The sequence below is a fragment of the Vibrio pectenicida genome (genome assembly GCA_024347015.1).
Classification (GTDB): Bacteria; Pseudomonadota; Gammaproteobacteria; order Enterobacterales; family Vibrionaceae; genus Vibrio; species Vibrio pectenicida.
In genome coordinates this window covers 463,721-482,738 of record AP024890.1, presented here as the reverse complement: position 1 = coordinate 482,738, position 19,018 = coordinate 463,721, and the positions used below count along the sequence as shown (strand labels likewise).

Annotated in this window: 17 protein-coding genes; 5 read left to right on the top strand and 12 right to left on the bottom strand. The window is 42.8% G+C overall.

Going from position 1 to position 19,018, the window contains the following annotated elements:
* Window positions 1-76: 76 nt before the first annotated feature.
* From OCV27_RS17195 to OCV27_RS17185, 3 genes are read left to right on the top strand one after another with little or no spacing between them, the layout of a single operon-like run.
* Window positions 77-1,408 carry an aspartate aminotransferase family protein gene (locus OCV27_RS17195; RefSeq protein ID WP_125321318.1) on the top strand — a complete coding sequence of 444 codons (1,332 nt, stop codon included), beginning with the start codon at window positions 77-79 and terminating at the stop codon, window positions 1,406-1,408.
* A complete protein-coding gene (locus OCV27_RS17190) occupies window positions 1,399-2,262 on the top strand; it encodes a beta-keto acid cleavage family enzyme (protein WP_125321317.1) in 864 nt (287 codons plus the stop codon). Before OCV27_RS17195 ends, OCV27_RS17190 begins: the two co-directional genes overlap by 10 nt.
* Before the next feature lie 28 nt (window positions 2,263-2,290).
* Complete coding sequence (locus OCV27_RS17185) at window positions 2,291-3,265, top strand: TAXI family TRAP transporter solute-binding subunit (RefSeq protein ID WP_125321316.1); 975 nt, start codon at window positions 2,291-2,293, stop codon at window positions 3,263-3,265.
* Window positions 3,266-3,292: 27 nt separating this feature from the next.
* Here OCV27_RS17185 and OCV27_RS17180 read toward each other — a convergent pair whose 3' ends face one another.
* Window positions 3,293-4,258, bottom strand: a complete 966-nt coding sequence (locus OCV27_RS17180) for an arginine deiminase-related protein (protein WP_125321315.1) — start codon at window positions 4,256-4,258, stop codon at window positions 3,293-3,295.
* Window positions 4,259-4,557: 299 nt separating this feature from the next.
* On the opposite strand from OCV27_RS17180, the gene OCV27_RS17175 reads away from it, so the two are divergent.
* Window positions 4,558-6,411 (top strand): ABC transporter ATP-binding protein, encoded by a 1,854-nt coding sequence (locus tag OCV27_RS17175; RefSeq protein ID WP_125321313.1) that lies wholly within the window; start codon window positions 4,558-4,560, stop codon window positions 6,409-6,411.
* Window positions 6,412-6,553: 142 nt separating this feature from the next.
* On the opposite strand, the gene OCV27_RS17170 is transcribed toward OCV27_RS17175, so the two are convergent.
* The 4 genes from OCV27_RS17170 to OCV27_RS17155 all read right to left on the bottom strand — a co-directional run bounded on the left by OCV27_RS17170 (window position 6,554) and on the right by OCV27_RS17155 (window position 11,028).
* A complete protein-coding gene (locus OCV27_RS17170; RefSeq protein ID WP_125321311.1) occupies window positions 6,554-7,291 on the bottom strand; it encodes a hypothetical protein in 738 nt (245 codons plus the stop codon).
* Between the two features lie 581 nt (window positions 7,292-7,872).
* On the bottom strand, window positions 7,873-9,051 hold the full coding sequence (locus OCV27_RS17165) for a MerR family transcriptional regulator (RefSeq protein WP_125321309.1): 1,179 nt from the start codon (window positions 9,049-9,051) through the stop codon (window positions 7,873-7,875).
* Between the two features lie 311 nt (window positions 9,052-9,362).
* Window positions 9,363-10,241 carry a dihydrodipicolinate synthase family protein gene (locus tag OCV27_RS17160; RefSeq protein WP_125321307.1) on the bottom strand — a complete coding sequence of 293 codons (879 nt, stop codon included), beginning with the start codon at window positions 10,239-10,241 and terminating at the stop codon, window positions 9,363-9,365.
* Window positions 10,242-10,251: 10 nt separating this feature from the next.
* Window positions 10,252-11,028, bottom strand: a complete 777-nt coding sequence (locus OCV27_RS17155) for an aldolase (protein ID WP_125321305.1) — start codon at window positions 11,026-11,028, stop codon at window positions 10,252-10,254.
* Window positions 11,029-11,143: 115 nt separating this feature from the next.
* Between OCV27_RS17155 and pdxR the strand changes: the two genes are divergently transcribed.
* Window positions 11,144-12,616 carry a MocR-like pyridoxine biosynthesis transcription factor PdxR gene (pdxR, locus tag OCV27_RS17150; protein WP_125321303.1) on the top strand — a complete coding sequence of 491 codons (1,473 nt, stop codon included), beginning with the start codon at window positions 11,144-11,146 and terminating at the stop codon, window positions 12,614-12,616.
* Window positions 12,617-12,741: 125 nt separating this feature from the next.
* Here pdxR and OCV27_RS17145 read toward each other — a convergent pair whose 3' ends face one another.
* The 7 genes from OCV27_RS17145 to OCV27_RS17115 all read right to left on the bottom strand — a co-directional run bounded on the left by OCV27_RS17145 (window position 12,742) and on the right by OCV27_RS17115 (window position 19,018).
* A complete protein-coding gene (locus OCV27_RS17145; RefSeq protein ID WP_245986735.1) occupies window positions 12,742-13,104 on the bottom strand; it encodes a class I SAM-dependent methyltransferase in 363 nt (120 codons plus the stop codon).
* A gap of 305 nt (window positions 13,105-13,409) precedes the next feature.
* The gene (locus tag OCV27_RS17140; RefSeq protein WP_125321302.1) at window positions 13,410-14,450 is read right to left on the bottom strand and encodes a nickel/cobalt transporter; all 1,041 of its coding nucleotides are present in this window, start codon (window positions 14,448-14,450) and stop codon (window positions 13,410-13,412) included.
* 68 nt (window positions 14,451-14,518) lie between these two features.
* The gene (locus tag OCV27_RS17135) at window positions 14,519-15,241 is read right to left on the bottom strand and encodes a DUF1007 family protein (protein WP_245986734.1); all 723 of its coding nucleotides are present in this window, start codon (window positions 15,239-15,241) and stop codon (window positions 14,519-14,521) included.
* Window positions 15,242-15,290: 49 nt separating this feature from the next.
* Window positions 15,291-16,178, bottom strand: coding sequence for a DMT family transporter (locus OCV27_RS17130; protein ID WP_125321300.1), 888 nt, complete (start codon window positions 16,176-16,178; stop codon window positions 15,291-15,293).
* Complete coding sequence (locus tag OCV27_RS17125; protein WP_125321298.1) at window positions 16,171-17,448, bottom strand: opine metallophore biosynthesis dehydrogenase; 1,278 nt, start codon at window positions 17,446-17,448, stop codon at window positions 16,171-16,173. The genes OCV27_RS17130 and OCV27_RS17125 overlap by 8 nt, the downstream gene beginning before the upstream one ends.
* Entirely contained in the window at window positions 17,449-18,234 is a 786-nt protein-coding gene (locus OCV27_RS17120) for a nicotianamine synthase family protein (protein WP_125321296.1), read from the bottom strand.
* A 37-nt stretch (window positions 18,235-18,271) separates the two neighbouring features.
* Window positions 18,272-19,018, bottom strand: a complete 747-nt coding sequence (locus OCV27_RS17115; protein WP_216602229.1) for an ABC transporter ATP-binding protein — start codon at window positions 19,016-19,018, stop codon at window positions 18,272-18,274.

Here is a 19,018-nt window from a genome sequence, read left to right as displayed (position 1 = left end):
ACTCTCGACTTTTGTCAGTTGCGGATCTGCTTATTGTTGGACAGTATTAAAGTATCAACCTTTATGGAGCTCTCTCATGTCCAATGTATTTCATCGACACTGCCACAACATTTTACCTACCATCAGCCATGGTGAGGGTATGTATCTTTTTGATAAAAATGGCAATTCCTATCTTGATGCATGTGGGGGTGCAGCTGTATCAAACCTAGGCCACAACCATACTGCAGTAAAACAAGCGATTACAGAGCAGGTTAAACATATTCCGTATGCTCACACAGGTTTTTTTACCAACCAACCGAGTGAACAATTAGCCGCAAGGCTATGCTCTCTAATGCCTGCTCAATTCAATCGCGCCTACTTTGTGAGTGGTGGTTCTGAAGCTGTAGAAGCTGCGCTTAAAATGGCTCGCCAGTATTTTGTTGAACAAGAGCAGTCAAGTAAAACGGAGTTTATTGCGCGTAGGCAGAGCTACCATGGTAATACTTTAGGTGCCCTTAGTGTTGGGGGCAATGAGTGGCGACGTGAGCCTTTTAAACCCTTACTTACAACAGCCCATCATATAGATCCATGCTATGCGTATCGTTACCAACAGCAAGATGAGACTGAACTGGAATATTCAACTCGCGCTGCAAACCAGCTTGAGGAAAAAATTCTTGAGCTTGGCCCGCAAAATGTCATGGCATTCATTGCAGAACCTATTGTCGGGGCAACGTCAGGGGCTGTGCCAGCCACACAAGGTTACTTTAAACGTATCCGTGAAATTTGTGACCAATATGATGTGTTACTTATTTTGGATGAAGTTATGTGTGGTATAGGAAGAAGTGGAAGTTTATTCGCCTTTGAACTTGAAAATGTCGAGCCTGACTTGGTATGTATTGCTAAAGGTCTAGGCGCTGGATATCAACCTATTGGTGCAACGATAGCAAACGACAAGGTGTACCAATCTATCGCTAATGGGAGTGGATTTTTCCAACATGGACATACTTACATGGCTCATCCCGTCGCCTGTGCGTGTGCACTCGCGACCATTAATGCCATAATAGATGAGCAGCTTATTAGTTGCGTAAATCATTTTGGAAGCAAACTAAAACAAGCACTTATTAATGAACTTGGGCCTCTACCTAATATCGGCGACATACGCGGAAAAGGATTATTATTGGGCATTGAATTAGTCAAAGACAAACAAAGTAAAGCACCGCTCCCCGCCACTACTCAAGCCCATAACATAGTAAAAGCTCAGGCTATGCAAAACGGTCTTATGTGCTATCCGATGGCAGGCACAATTGATGGCAACAATGGGCATCACATTCTGCTCGCCCCGCCATTTATCCTTCAAGACCAACACATAGAAGAAATAGTTACCAAGTTAAAAAGTACTCTAAATGAGGTGTCGCAAACATGGATTTGACCTCATCTTATAATAACAACCACTCATATAGAGCCATTATTGTCGCACCCAACGGTGCTCGTAAAACCAAGCAAGATAACTCTAATATTCCATTAACTGATACGGAAATCATTGAAGAAGTTATCGCTTGTCGAGATGCTGGAGCCGCTATGGTTCATCTTCACTGCCGCGACAATCAAGGGGTTCACAGTCTTGATATCAACCTTAATAAACACCTTTACAAGTGTGTTAAGCAGGCAGTGGGGGGCAGTATGATTGTCCAATTGACCACTGAAGCTGTAGGTATTTACCATCCAGAACAACAGAAACACTTAATAAAATCAGTAAAGCCAGAAGCTGCCTCATTCGCACTGCGTGAGTTAGTCTCAGAAAGTATTCATCCCAATGATAGCCAAACCTTTTTTCGCTGGGTAACAGAGCAGGGAATCATCAGTCAAATTATTCTTTACGATCAGTCCGATATCTCAAGGTATTTTCAACTGCTCAAACAAGATGTTTTACCTAGCCAAAACCAACATGTGTTGATCGTACTAGGTCGTTACAAAAATAGTCATGATCCAGCCCCAGAAGACTTGGTTAATTTAAAACTCGAACAATTTCATCAACGAAATATTCGTGTTGCAATTTGCGCTTTTGGCAGGCAAGAGCATCACTGCCTAACCCATGCATTAAAACAAGGTCTGGATGCTCGTATCGGCTTTGAGAACAACCATCTTGGTCTCGATGGAAAACCTGCTGTCAATAATGCGCAACAAGTGATAAACCTCAAAGAATCGGACAAATTATTAAATATTAACTATCATGATGCATATAGTTTTCGAAAAGCTCTACTAAATAACTCACCATTTTCCTAGTAGCTTACAATGTTAAGAAGGAATGAATATGGCATCAATTAAAAGCGTATTTCCGGTAGTTTTTGCAACCATACTTTTGACTGGCCCCATATCCTCCTCGGCAAAAGACCAATATGTCACTATTGGCACCGGTGGTGTGACAGGAGTCTACTACCCTACTGGTGGTGCCATTTGTCGTCTAGTCAATAAAACCAAAGCTTCTCATGGAATTCGATGTTCTGTTGTTTCGACTGGTGGGTCCATTTACAATGTAAACACCATAAGAGCAGGGGAACTTGAGCTTGGTGTTGTTCAATCAGACTGGCAATATCATGGCTATAACGGTACGAATAAGTTTACCGAAGCCGGACCTTTTAAAGAACTTCGCTCGGTCTTCTCTGTTCACCCAGAACCTTTTACCGTGGTTGCTCGTGCAGACTCAGGAATTAAAAGCTTTGAGGACTTAAAAGGCAAGCGGGTAAACATAGGTAACCCTGGTTCGGGTCAGCGAGGAACTATGGATATATTAATGGAACGATATGGGTGGGGGGAAAAGGACTTTAAACTGGCATCAGAACTAAAAGCCTCTGAGCAATCCAGAGCTTTATGTGACGGAAAACTCGATGCAATGATCTACGTAGTTGGTCATCCCAGCGCTGCTATTCAAGAGGCCACAACTTCATGTGACAGTAAAATTATTGAAGTTACCAGCCCTATAGTTGACAAGTTAGTATCGGATGCAAGCTATTACAGAGACGCTAACGTACCTGGTGGTATGTATAAAGGTAACCCCGATAGTGTTAAGACATTCGGTGTGGGTGCCACTTTTGTTTCTTCTACCGCAGTACCAGAGGATGTAATTTATCATGTGGTTAAATCGGTATTTGAAAACTTCAACAACTTTAAGAAACTGCACCCTGCCTTTGCTCACCTAAAAAAAGAAGAGATGATAAAAAGTGGACTTACAGCGCCACTTCATTCTGGTGCACTCAAATACTATCAAGAAGTCGGACTTATTGAATAATAACTTAACCATAAATATTAGCAGAACCTAACGATTTGGCAGGAAAACTTCACCCAACATACAACGCACGCTGCCACCACCAATTGACTCTATTGTTTGCACATTAAAATGCATCAGTTTAGCGTGGCTGGACAATTGAGCTCTCTGAGCTGGAGAAAAGGCATCATAAGCCGATTGCGACATAGCAATCACCTTATCGCCAGTCCTCGTTTCCAATTCAAGGATATTGCCACAAAACTGGTTCATCTGCTCAAGACTAATCGATATCACTTGCTTATCTTTCGCCAGTGACTTAGTCACAAAACGACGCTCAAACTCAGGGATAACTTCATCACAAATCACACAGAAATGCTCACCAATCGCCATCATTACATTAGTGTGATATATCGGTTTGCCAGAAGGGAGTGCGGTTTGGAAAGACACCACGCGATCATAGCCAATTCGCTCGGCATAATCTTCTAACACTTCACGATCACAACGCTGAGAAAGTGCGGCATAAATGGTTCGATTAAGGTGATCGATAACCATAACACCTGTGCTTTCTAAGTGCGCATCCTGTTCCAGATAATCAACTAGTGAATCTTGTGACTCAACATTGCGCCCTGCGCTTTTTAAGGCAGCACGTAAAGCATCAGGCCTAACCTCTTGCTGACGGTTCTTACACGCCATCGGAAAAGTATACAAAGCCCCATCAGAGGTGGTGCTAAACCAGTTGTTTGGGAACACCGCATCTGGCGTTTCAATCTGACCGATTGGATAATCAAATTCGATCACTTGTACGCCAGCATCACTAAGCTGATCAGCCATGACTCGAAACTCTTGCAGTGCCAATTTTCGAACTTGCTCGGTCGTTTGGTTTACCTGATGCTGAAACTCATTATCAAGAGCAGTCTCCGCATTAAAAGCAAATTCCTTAGGTGGAACCATCACTACACAATTAGCGTTTTGCACTGTAGAAACGGCTTTTTGTTGTTTTGGTTGTTGTTTTAACATTGCAATAGCTCATAGTTCTTCACTCACTTGGGAGAATTGTAGACATAATGTTAAAATAACAATCACTGTAATAACTCCCATTTATGTTATAGAACGGGCAATATTACTTAAAATTTCATATATCTCAGTTATTTTTTCTGAAAAGCGGCAGATTTAAGATTTTCGGCTGGATATTATGCAGCAATTCCGATAACAAAAAGTTGATAGATGGTTACATTCTAAATATTAACAAGATACCATTGACACAATACGCTATTGGTTTCAATGGCTTTTCAACGTCGTAGATTTGAAGGCTAGTTATGTTTAAGATATTTGAAGGGTTTACAAAACCTTTTCCTAACAAAGAACCAGCACAGCCACCCCATGGGGTTTTGGCATTTTGTCGATATTATACTCGAGGCTTTGAACGCCCTTTAATACTGATGTCTCTAATGGCGACTATCATAGCCATTGCAGAAGTTTCCTTGTTTGGTGCAATGGGAAATCTTGTTGACTGGTTGTCAAGCAGCAGCCCAGAGACGTTTTGGCAGGAAAATAAAACCGAACTAATGCTATATGGAGGTCTGCTGCTGATCATAATGCCCATCCTAGTGATCGCTTATTCCCTCGTTATTCATCAAACACTACTTGGCAACTATCCGATGTCTGTTCGTTGGTTAGCCCATCGCTATCTGCTTAAGCAAAGCCTCAATTTCTATCAAGATGATTTCGCGGGACGTATTGCAACCAAAGTCATGCAGACATCACTAGCAGTGCGTGAAACCGTGATGAAGACCATGAACGTGTTTGTTTATGTAGCGGTTTATTTTACCGCCATCATCGTATTATTAGCTCAGGCAGACTGGCGTTTAATGGTTCCGATGTTGGTTTGGCTAGTTTGCTATATCTGCATTCAGCTTTATTTCGTACCTAAATTAAAGAAAGTTGCGTCAAAACAAGCGGATGCACGCTCGACTATGACAGGTCGAATTGTCGACAGCTATACCAATATCGCCACGGTAAAGCTATTTTCTCATAGTAAGCGTGAAACCGACTACGCAGAGAAAGGCATGCAAGGCTTTCTCGACACTGTGTATCGTCAAATGAGACTGGTTACGGGGTTTGATGTTGCGGTCGAAATTACCAATTATTTGCTCGTATTTTCCGTTGCATCGCTGTCAATTGTACTGTGGATGGACAGCTCCATCAGTATTGGAGCAATTGCAATTGCCATTGCCCTAGCGCTACGTATCAATGGTATGTCAATGTGGATTATGTGGGAAGTCGGTGCCTTGTTCGAGAACATGGGCACAGTGGTAGACGGCATGAAAACACTATCTAAGCCAATTGACATTCAAGATAAAGACAATGCTAAGCCGTTGAATGTTCAACAAGGTGCTATTACATTCGATAATGTGAGCTTTCATTACGGTGATGAAAAAAAAGGGGTTATTAGCAATTTGAACCTCAATATAAAACCTGGTGAGAAGGTGGGATTAGTCGGCCGTTCAGGCGCTGGAAAATCAACCTTAGTTAACCTATTACTGCGCTTTCATGATGTTGAAGGTGGCAATATAAAAATCGACGACCAGATCATCTCTGATGTCACGCAAGACTCTCTGCGCTATAACATAGGCATGGTGACTCAAGATACGTCACTCCTTCATCGCTCTATTCGTGACAATATCCTCTATGGCAACCCAAATGCGACAGAAGAGGAGCTGCTTCGAGCGACCAAGCAAGCTCATGCCCACGAGTTTATCCAAGCCCTTAATGACCCCTTTGGCAATCACGGCTACGATGCTCAGGTGGGCGAACGTGGAGTCAAACTCTCTGGCGGTCAAAGGCAACGTATCGCCATTTCACGAGTCTTACTGAAAGATGCCCCGATCCTTATTCTTGATGAAGCCACATCAGCGCTTGATTCCGAGGTCGAAGCCGCTATTCAAGAAAGCTTAAATGAATTGATGCAAGGCAAAACCGTTATCGCAATCGCGCATAGATTATCCACCATTGCAGCCATGGATCGCCTGATCGTGCTCGATAAGGGTCAAGTCATCGAACAAGGCACACACAGTGAGCTTATCCAAAACGAAGGCATTTACGCTCAGCTCTGGGCACATCAAACGGGCGGGTTTATTGGAGAGGAAGCCGAGCAAAAACAAACCGCTTAATTGACCAAACAAATACCCCAATACTAGAAGCTTACCTTAGGAAAAGTCCAATATTGGGGTTTTGGACAGAACCTTCTTGGCTTAAATGACTCAGTAGCATCAGTTCAGATAAGAAAAAGTATCTTGAAACCTTAAACGTTTGTTATGCGATTGGGCACCTTTTTAGTGACTTTGCAAAATAAAAGTCTTTAGCACTTTCAATGCTTTGCTTATTAACTGCTGCCACTTCTTTGTAAGTTAAAAGCTTGTCGGGTAAATTTGCAGCAAAAACAAATTTAGGCGAAACAGGAATAATACAAAGCTCATGATAACTGTCTGCACATAAAAAGTGCCCTTTCTTCGCTTGTAGTAATCCCCAACGAGTATTTTTAAATTCCAGCATTAGTTGGTCAATACCAAGCTGAATTTGACTACCTGTAAGTTGCCTAGCCGGAATTTCACCATCAGAGTTCACATAACCAACATGCATCACTTCTAAATTTTCTTGCTGTTCCTTTGTTAAGTCTTCACCTGAAATTCCATTTAGTTGAGCATTAGATAAACGATTTAAGTGCGCTTGGTGACGAAGCCGCCACAAATTAAAATATCTAGATATTGCAGAGTGATCTCTTTCCGCAGCCGTACCAAGGTTATCTATTTGAGCATGAAAGTCATGCTCGATATTTGCCATATACCCATGCTCAGCTCGTTCATCCCAATTTCGCTTGGTACAGAATATTTTAGACCTTTTACGTCGAGGGAACGTCGACGAAGTGGAGATTTTAAATATTTCAACGCTTTCATTATGATCATGAAACTTACCGATTGAATGAGCACTATGGAAATGCTGTTCAATCGTGATTCCAAGAGGATTTTTCTTTCTGGGTCTTTCGTATTTCACATTTACCTCTTAAATCACATAGCATTCTTAATAACAGGCAGTCTCGTTTTTCTGTCTGCCTGTTTATCAAAATAATTTATCATAAACCACTAAAAATTAAAGCAAATACATCGAGCTATGTATTCTGTCATCATATAAAAACGCTCCAGCGTGTTATCACTTTTTAACAGTGCCTGTTATCTAAGGCATTATTCTCACAAACATTATAACAAACAATAGTTTACCAAACATTCCATTGACAAAACGAGACTAAGCACTCAACAAAACAAGCCATTATTCCATACTCAAACCAGATTAAAACTTAATAAACTGTATAGATACACAGAAAAGAAAATAAAGATGATGAGTAAATTATCCAAAACTTGATATTAGGATTTGTAGGGAAAACGCACGCCCTTAAAATGTGTAGAGCATTTGATCTAACAAGTTTTGGGGCAAAAACATTCTAGATCTGCACCACCAAGGTGTCGGCTCACCAAGAGATTCTATATCTGGGCTTGGCGGTATTGCTGCCCCAATTAAAGGGGCGAACCTTACTAATCACAAAATCTCTGATACAGCCAGCGGTTTCCTAACTAGAGCTAGCGGTTTGCCCTCAATACAAAGTATTGATAGGTAAAGTCTTTAGCAGCGCTTTGCTCATATATTGAAATCTCTTTCTCGATATCTGCAATGGCTTGAGAATTGGGCATACTAGGTTTTAAATCCTCAATTCTTTGCTTGAGCGGTAGCCAGTAGTTTTTCCATGCTTCAATATCTAGTGAGAAATGCTCCACCACCTCATAGCCCTGCTGCTTAAAAAGCGTGAGCCGCTCAGGTATCGAGCTAATATCCGGATAATCTGCCAGCCAAAATTTCATGGCGTCTTCATCTGGGGTATCTGTCAGCCACACCAAATCACTCACCATCAGCATACCTTGATCTTTTAGTAGCGGTTTCCACTGCTTTAGAGCGTTTTCCATACCCATAATGTACACGCAGCTTTCGGCCCAAATAGCATCAAAGCTTTTTTCCTTAAATGGCAGCTCCGTCATTGATGCACAAACTGGAGAGATTCGTTCCTCAAACTTCAAGCTTTGTACTCTTTGGTGAAGATGCTCAATGGCCATGGGTTCGTTATCGACGGCCGTAATATGCGCTGTACTATTCTCGGCAAGAAGTATGGTCGATAGCCCTTTACCAAATCCTACTTCAAGTACTTGGGACATTGACTCTAGCGATATCAAAGATAGAGCTCTTAAAGAATCCTGTGTACTGCCTGGGCCCCATCGATCTAATGTTTCAAATACCGTCATAAAGTCTTGCATATAAGTATCGTGTTGGTTCATATCTTTTGATAACCATTTTAATCTGAGGGCTTCTTTCTCACTGTAGCCCTGTGCATGTAACCAATTGAGATAAGCGTTAGGCGCATTTTTACCGAGAGATTGATGTAACTCTCTTTGTGAACCTTTTCCAAGCAATGCCATCAGTAATTCACGAGCATACTGCTTTTTCTCAATCTCCTCATTGAGTTGATTTAATCGGCTCTCCAACAAGCTTTTATCCATCTTGGCTTGCAAACATTCTTGACACTCTTTGAGTGAAAGGCCTGCACTTTGCAATTGCTGAATAAGAATCAATCGCTGAAGGTCGCCTTCACTGTAATAACGGTATCCATTATCAAGGCGCTGCCCTGTCACTAACCCCAGTCTTTCGTAATAAAGCAAAGTAGTGCGAGATACCCCTACCTTTGCCGCCAGTTCTGATATTAGATACATGTTAAATACAACCCAATTGTGTTTAATCTAGAGAGAGTATGAAGTGTAAAGCGGTAGACAGGTCAAGTAGATTAGCGGAATTTTTAATGTCGATTGGATAACAGGCGACGAAGTACAAGATCTCACCTATAAGGTCAATGTTTAACCACAACCATTGATTGCAAATTAAGTTCATTTGGTCAAACACATTTAGACTATGTGAGCTTAACTTTATAGATTGACTCTGGCTACAGCTCAACTAAAGAGCATAAACCCAGATTGAGAGATCTGGGTTTATTATTGCAAATTAACAGCACCTTCTCTTTAACAGCCTAACTGTGGCTATCCATAAGAGATTGCAACAAGGTGATTTCTTCGACCGTAGCACCTCTCAAAGGGCGGCGGGGTAAACCAGCAGAAATACCTTTTAGTACCAACCCTGCTTTTATGGCTTTAGGGATGCCACCAGAGACAATAAAGTTCAACATAGGGAGCTGCTGATAAAATATCTCTCTTGATTCATCAAGTTTACCTGCGACAACACTTTGGTAAAGTGCCTTGGGTTGCTTGCCAATCAGGTTGGGGGCAGCAGAGCACCAGCCTGATGCTCCTGCACAAAGAGCCTCTAGGGCCAGAGGATTACTGCCATTAAAGAAAGGCAGCTTGCCAGAACTCAGGGTATACAACTTGTGCATACGCTGAATGTCTCCGCTGCTCTCTTTCACCATGGTGACATTGTCTATTTCATTAAACATCTGAACCAGCAATTCAGGGGACATATCAATGCCGCTGGTTGCTGGGTTATTGTATATCATGATAGGAAGGCTGATGGATTCAGATATTTCTTTGTAATAATTAAAAATTTCTTTTTCGGTCAGCTTCCAATATGAAACGGGGATAATCATCACGGCATCGGCGCCGATAGACTGCGCATATCTTGCTTTGCTGATCGCCTGTAGAGTCGTTAACTCAGAAATACCCACGATTACAGGCACTCGACCTGCGACAGTTTTCACCGTGAAGTCAGCGACTTGACGCCACTCTTCTAAGCTCAAATAAGCACTTTCTCCTGTGCTACCCAATGGCGCGATAGCGTCGCTGCCATTTTGAAGAAGAAGTTCCAGCGTCTCACCAAGAACATCAAAATTGATGCTGCGCTCATCGGCGCTGAATGGAGTAATTGGATAAGAAATAATACCAGATAGTTTCACGTTGTTGTCCTTATATACAGTCGGAATGAGTTTTCAGTACTTGCCTTACGTAGTAAGCAAAATTCACTTTGTTTCGTTTGTCTGTGGATACCCAATCGTGAGCTTCATTAGCGAGTGCCGGTGGAATGGGTTGGATCTGCCCAGCTGCCATCGCGAGCAATTGCAACTTTGCTGCTCGCTCAATCAAAATGGCGAGGTTGCACGCTTCTTCAATGGTTTTTCCTGTCACCAACTGCCCATGATGAGAGAGCAAAATGGCTCGGTTGTTTCCCAGCGCATTCGAAATAAGGACACCTTCTTCATTACCTACAGGGACGCCAGGCCAATCACCAAGGAACGCACAATCATTGTAGAGGCCACACGTATCCATATGAGATATCGTTAATGGAACTCTAAGCATGGAGAGTGCGGCGACATAGGTTGGGTGGGTGTGAATGATGCAATTCACTTCGGGGTGTTCTTTGTATACCCAAGTATGAAAGCGATTGGCTGGGTTGGCCATCCCTTGCTGATCCAGTGGCTCCAGATCTTGGTCTACTTCAAGAAGATTATCAGCGGTGATTTCATCAAACCCTAGACCAAATCTTTGAGTAATGAAGGTATCTGGTTTATCTGAGCGACAGGTGATTTGTCCTGCCAGTCCTGAATCATGCCCCTTGGTGAATAAAATCCGGCAGGTTAATGCAAGCTTCTGCCGATCGGTTAAATAAAGATCAGGGATGGTGGCCTTCATACTGTTCTTGGCTATTTCCATTAGGGCTTGTTTACTGAATGTGTCAGTCTTCATTATCTTTCCTCCCAAAACTGTTGCGTCTTCTAAATTTCACTCTCATAATATTGACTCTCTGGACCCTTATTAACCGCCAGATTATCTTTCCTTACTGGTCCAGATGGAGGTGTGTTTGTTACGTCCTTGGCAGACTAAGATTTGGCTTTCACGCAGAAGTGGAGAGTCCATTTATACAACGCTGAGTAATCAGATCGCAGAAGACATTTGTTCTGGGCGTTTGGCTTCTGGTCACATGATGCCAGGCTCTAGAACCTTGGCGCTACAATTGGGGATTAACCGTAAAACGGTTCAGCAAGTCTATGAAGAGCTGGAGTCTCAAGGATGGCTGGTTTCCAAACCACGTCGTGGAACCTATGTGGCTGAAATGTTGCCAGAGCTGTCTTTGTCGTGTGAAAACCAAGAGTTAGTAAGTCGTGCACAAGCCGCTTTGACCACGGGAAACTCGTTCGAAGAAAAACTGCTTTCATCCCATAATGCGATGGAGTCCAGTTCTATTAATGACGGTGTTCCTGATACGAGGCTGATTCCATTTGAACTGCTGTCACGTGCTTTTCGTCGAGCAATAGTACAAACGAGCAGACAGCCTTATTTGGGCTATGGCGATCCCAAGGGCACTGACGCTTTACGTCAATCACTCCAGCATATGCTCAATATGGATAGGTTTATGAATGTCACGACAGACCAGATTTGCGTTGTCCGTGGTAGCCAAATGGCGATTTATCTCTCATCAAAGGTGATGGATCCTGCGCAAGGTGTCATGGTGGTTGAAAGCCTTTCTTACTCACCGGCAGTGGCTGCATTTGAATCCAACGGATTTAACGTTGTTCGATGCCGACAAGATGAGCGGGGATTGGATGTTGAAGACTTGGAAAAGATCTTATCGTGTTATCAAGTTGCGGGTGTCTACACAACGCCACATCATCAATACCCAACGACAGTCAGTCTAACCATGGATAGGCGCCTTAAACTTTTGCAGCTCTCCAAACTGCATGAATTTGCCGTATTGGAAGATGATTATGATCACGAATTTCACTATGAGAGTCGCCCCATTCCACCGCTAGCCAGCCTCCCAAATAGTGAGAACGTAATTCATATTGGATCATTATCGAAAGTATTTGCCCCTGGATTAAGGCTTGGATACATGGTGTCCAGTCCGGTATTTATCAACCGTGCTGCTGAGGAAGTTACCCTGATTGATAGGCAAGGCAGTACGGTAACTGAACTGGCTGTGGCGGATCTGATGCAATCGGGCGATGTCAAAAGACACATTCGTAAAGTTCGTAAGGTATACCAAGCTCGGCGAGATCATGCAGCAAGTGAATTACAGCGTATTTTCAACAACAATGTTTCGTTTCGCCTACCGCTGGGTGGGTTAGCACTATGGATCGATATTTCGCAACTGTTGACAGTTTATGGTGATGATAAGTCAGAAGATTTTTTATCAAACTTACCCGTTTTGTCAGGCAGCAAACTGTTTACCAGTGCAGAGTCAATATTGCCAGCACACGTAAGATTTGGTTTTGGTGCACTGACAAAAGGTGAAATTACCACTGCTCTGGAACAATTTGCTGGGCAAGTGATGTGAAGGCGATGAAAAAAGAAGTTCAGGACGTACACTAAAAGAGCTACTAGCCTAAATCGACGACAATATTTCTCAAATGTTTTGGTTCGTCAAAACAAACCGAAAGTGCCAAGCGTTGTGAATCCGTCTTAAACGCTATGTTTAGTGCTTAGGGTTGTAGAGTGGATGAACAAGTACAGAGCAAAGCCCATTGTTTCGCGCCCCCACTTCAAGCACGCATCAAATGCGCCTTTAGGCAGCTCAACATCTTTGAATGCAGCAGTATGAAAGGTAACTTGATCTAAATACGAGTCCAAATTTTCCTTTGCTTTAGCCATTTCTAATTCGTCTATTTCAATGACAACCGCCTGGCAGTTAAACTTGTCTAAAACCTTTTTAATTAATTCACCATTCCCGCAGCCAACATCTAAGACTAAAGAGTCCTCATTGAGCCATAGCTCATCTAGTAAGTTATCTATACAGCTTGTGTTAATAGGATTGTTATACTTCACAATTACCCTCCATGGGATCTTTTAATTCAGACACTTAAAAGAATTGTTGAGATCACGAGTACCTTATATTCTTAATACCAGTCAGTCTGGTTTTTCTATAGGCCCAACTTTCGGTAAATCTACCATAACCCACTAAAAACTAAAGTAAATGTATCATGTTGTTAATTCTGTCATCACGTAAAAACATTCCAGCGTGTTATTACTTTCTGATAAAGAACGTTATTTGACCTGTAACGCTAATCGCCCCAATTTGGGGCGATTATTCAAGGTAGATTTGGTTTTCTGTGGCGCTAATCCATCGCTTGCTAGAGCACCTGTGACATACCTGTATCATGGCTACTAACCAATAATAAGCCGATGGCGATTAGGAGTAAGCCACCAAAAAGCTGCACATAATAGCCAGCAAGCTGCCATGGCGCAGTGTTGTCACTGCTGGTTGCAGCAAGGTAACGTTTGACTATCTTCTTACTGGTCAAGGTTAAGATCGCAATGATTGAGGTTGTCAGTGCAGTTCCACCAGCCATGGCAAGTGCACTCATCACGCCTAACCAATAGGTGCCTACCATATTGGCAAACAACAGCGCCATAATAGCACCAGTACATGGCCTAATCCCTATGGTCGCAACAATACCAACGTATTCCCTCATCGTTGATGCCTCGTTAATCGCATCTGCACCGGCTACATGTTGGTGCCCACAGCCACATTTGTCGTGAGAGTGCTCAGTGGTATACAAAACGTTTTGCGGCATAAGTAACGAACCAGGGGCACTCATCGACATCGCTGGTTGCGCGGCAATTGGGGTCAATGCTTTCACTTTCAGCTTAGGCGCTCGAATAGCTCGATAAATCTGCTTGCTCGCTTTCCAACAAATCAGAAGGCCAAGCACCACAACCAAAACACAGCTGAGCGCGACAAAAGTAGCCGCTTTTTCATTCACCACTCGCATTGACGCATTAAAGCCCCAAATTAAAACACTCACCAACAAGATGGCAACCAAGGCTTGGCATATGGCGGAAATAATGGTCAGCATCAGACTCGCTCTTACTTTTGCTGGGTGCGTCGCTAAGTAGGTAGACACGATCACCTTGCCATGACCAGGCCCAAGCGAATGAAGCATCCCATAAAGAAAGCTGAATCCAACCAAATAGCTACCCGACACCAGTGGCTCACTTTGCGCACTGTAGAGCAGGTCAGCAAGTTGGCCATTCACTTCTCTCTGCCATTCAATGGCCGCCAACACCAACGAGGGCCAGATGAGCCATACCTGATAGGCACCGATCATTAGCATCAATAAAGAACTGATAGCAACTAACCAACTTGTTTTTATTTTTTGACTTAGTTTCATAGGACTAAACCTTTTTATATTGCAATGAAAATTCACGCTTTGGAATTAAAAGAGACACTCTGTGACCACTAACTAGCGACCAGAGCACAATGCATTTTCACCATCTGCGTGAACAGCTGCCCAAGGGTATTATCAGGATCTGAATCAGCAGGTAATGACATGACATACATCATTTGCTTAGAAGTAGGATGAGGCTCCACAAGCTCCAGTTGACATTGTTGTGCTAAGCCTTTAGAGAGAATAATGTCTGACTTTGAACGCCATGCCATATCAACATAGTAACTAGAGTCAAACACCAATAAACGCAGTGTATCCCTTGTTAATGATTTGGGTTTGGCGAGCGGAAGAGTGAAACTCAGCTTTAGTTTTGACTTTTCACGCTCTAGTTTTTGGTCAAGAGCAAGGTGATATTTGATCGGCGTTTCACCATCATAAAAATAAGTAAAATAATGTTCACTTAACATGTTTTTCACAACCGTTTTAGCAATTTTATCTAAAGTGCTGTTGGCATTTTTCGGTGACATATCCTCCCCATCAAGCAGATAGGCAGACGTCATAGAATCAAACGTCCACTCCATTTTCAGGCCACTGACAATACCATTCTCACCTTCAATATACGTTTTCATGTCTACCCAAGAATGAGGGTGAGCATTTAGAGGTGCCGAAATATATAGTGCTACCAAAGCAACTAAACCGGACAACCTATAACGCCCAAAAGATCGAGCCCACTTTTCAAATGTCAAAAAATGCATCAACATTACTCCTTTTTTTATCTTGATGAGATTACTCATACCCACTCCTTTGCGACACAACATCCATATTCCGTATAACACCACTTTTTTAACTCGCGCGAAGCGGTTTGTCTTTTTCACTCGCTGGCAAGGAATTTGGGGTACTGGTTTTTTTCCAAGACAATGCAATACAAGCGACCACAATCAGGCAACCACCGAACACTGTCATCCAACTAGGTATCTCTTGCCAAAAGATAACACCCCAAAGCACATTAAATACCAAACCGATATAGCGAGTGCCCGCAACCACTGCGGCGTTTTCATGGGTAAAGGCCTTAGTTAAGAAGATTTGACCGATAAGGGACACCACACCAATTGCGACGAGATAAAACCATGTCTCACCCTTTGGAATAATAAAGTCATCTTTCATTAGGTAAGCGGATACCAGCATGGCTGTCATTAGAAAATAAAAAACGATTTCATAGGTATGGTGGCGCTTACTCAAATGCCGAATAGTGATGGATGCACCAGCGGCAAAAATGGCACTGGCTACACCGGCTAAAGCGTATATATTGAACGATTGGTATTCGAATGGATTAATCACTAATCCAACGCCAACGAGTACCAAGGGAAGCAGAAATTTAGCTTTAGCTGGTAATCGCTCTCCCAACAAAAAATGCGATAGCATAATCACAAAAAAAGGCGACAGATAAGCCAAAATTGCTGCATCAGCCAATGGAATATGCGCAATGGTGTACACAAATGCCAATAAATAAAACGCGCCGAGTAAGCCTCGAAGTACTAACAGAGAGACACCAGTGCGAGAGAAAGACACCTTAGCTTGCCACATTAAACCTAAGATCAGCACGCTGCCAATGGCACTGCGAAAAAATACAATTTCCGCACTTGGTATAGTGATGCTTGCGGCCTTAATCAGCGCATTCATCACGCTAAACACAAAGGCTGAGAAAATGGCAAGTGCCACACCTTTATTCATAATTCACTCCTAGGTCAGAAGGCAGCCATGTGAGGCCTTGACTCGCTTGGTCTTGATTGGATTGGGTAAACGGGTTTTCTAGCCCTTGATCAAGTAACCATTGCTCAAAAACACCCAGCACTTGGCTAATCGAAGCACAATCAATACCGCAATAACTCGACAGAGATTGCAGCCAATACAGTGCTTGTAAGTCTTCACTTGGAATTCTGGGCCAATATCCTTTTTCAAGATTGCCTTTGGCAAAAGGCACCGCCGAGAAATCAAAATACCGTCCATCCTTATCTGGAGTGGAAAAAGGATCAATTAAGATCGCGCTATAACGCACATACAGACGATATTCTTGTTCAATAGGCATGCAGTCCGTAAAGGTATCAATTTGATAACGAGACAAACTTTCTTCACGAACAGGATAATTATCATCGTTTAAAAACTGTAATAAGTTAAATGACTCACCGCCAAGCTTTTCAATCAACGAAGACATATCTCGCCACAACAGGACTAAGGTTTGCATCGTAAATGTCGTGATCGGCCCTTCAGGGAATAACTTGTACATGTACTTTTTATCCCCCCCTACGCTAAAAATATGATCAAGCGAAAAAGGGTTAATAAACAGTGCTGAGTGGACATAAAGTGTAATATTACGTCCTTCGACACTAAATCCATTTTTCAATGTCTGAATTTGAGAATCGACCTGACTTAATGCCTCATTAAACAGAGAGAAAATTCCATGTTTATTCTGGCTAACATAGGCATAAACCCGTTTTTTAACCGCCTTAGTGATCACTCGTAGTGTATGTTCTTTTTGCTCAAATTTCGTTGCCGCAAAGTAGTTAGAAAACACCAGTACGCTGGGTGTTAATCCATGCTGTTCAAAAAAACCTTGAGTAATTTGATGACCACCAAACCAAGACGAAAGCAGAACTACTTCTTTTACTTGCGTCAGACTGTCTACAGGTAACCCCTTTAAGACCGACACCAAAGCATAAGCGGGAGTGGCAATAATAATACTATCCCACTCTCCTTCAACAAGGTCGAGATCTGGGTATACAGAATTAATACATGCCGACTTTACAAAGCAAGACAAGTTATCTTTTGCTACGTCAACTTGGACGGCTTCACCATCCTGTAGCCGCCGGGCACGGGTTTGCCAATGGGCAGAACGCCGACTAACCATGCCAAGGTGAGAACAATGTGGTCTGAGTAAGGCGGCGGTTTGAAACGCAGCTGGCCCTGCCCCAACAATCAATAATCGCCCCAATTGATGAGTCATTTACATTTTCTCCATTACCACTGTATCATAAATGGACGCTTGATTATTAAGACGACGCGTCTCCCAACCTTCCATCAGTTCTGGATTAAATGGGTAGTTAAACGCAGACTTAATTCCATTACCAAAGCGTACCAACACGCGATGAGAAGGGGTTAAAAAGGGTTTCAGACGGTTCAATATCTCCCATTTATGCTCGACTAACGAAGCAACCAATATATGAGTCGGCTTAAAATCATTAAACTCGGTGAGCAAGTCCTGACAACCAAAGCTGGTTGGCAATGCATAATGATCAAGATCGTTAGCCATACTCACTGCGTGCTCATCAATATCAACGCCGTGTACAGCTGCGCCAGTCAGCTTTGCTATGGTAAACGCAGACAAAGGGTAGGATCCTGAACCGATAAACAAGACTCGAGAGTCAGATGTCACACTGGCACTATCGAGCTCGATATGTACAGTATTAGACAGCCGATTTAAGTAGTCGGTGATATCCAACTGATGAGACTTAGCGCATTTAGACTGGTGCTTTTCTAACACACATAGCGCTCGAATCGATGTTTCACGCAAGCGTTTTAGCTGCCTGTCATGTTCAGAGTGATATCCGAGTTCATCACTCAGATTTTGTATAGATTCGGTCATTATCCAAGCGCAAAGCTCATCCAACTTTTTTTGCAGCAAAGTAAAGCAATCACAACTCTCGACACTGTATTGAGTGAGCTGTTCTATCTGAGATTCAAATGTCGAAATAGCCACTAAGAGTTCATAGTGGCGATACATCATCGGCATACGTTTTTCCTTGTATATTATTCTGTTTATATGTTGGCTAAAGACAATTTGGCGTTACATGGAGATGGCCTTTACTGCACCGGCCGACATCCACATCGACTTGATACACCCGGCTGAGGATCGTCTCATCAAGCACTTCTCTCGGCGCTCCCGCTTTTTGCACTTTACCTTTATCAAGCAAAAGTAAGTGATCGCAGTAACGCGCAGCCATTGATAGATCGTGTAATACCGCGATGGTGATGCATTGGTGTTCAAGCGTGTAGTCCCGCGCTAAAGCTAAAACTTGCACCTGATGTTTAAGATCTAGCGCACTGGTTGGCTCATCTAAAAGCAATACCGATGGTCGCCCAACTAATGCTTGAGCCAGTGAAACCAGTTGCTGCTGACCACCACTTAACTGAGAAAAAGTGCGAGTTGCCAGATGCAGTAGATCTAAATCCCTTAAGAAAGATTCTGCCACTTGTTCTTGCTCTGGGGTAATGCGCCAATTCAGCGAATGTACCAGCCCCAACAGCACGACTTCAATCACGGTAAGCTGACTCGAAGACTTATTGAGCTGACATAAATAGGAATAACAAGTACGCGGGATACTTTGTCCATCATCTAAGAAGGCACCATGCGTGCCTGTACTAGGAACCAGCCCCATCATAGTTTTTAACAAGGTGGTTTTCCCTGCTCCATTAGGACCCAAAATGGCTGAAAACTCGCCTGATTTAAATGTCGCGTTTATCGGTGTAAGTATCGATTTTCCACCCATATTGACCGCAACATCATTGAGCGACAT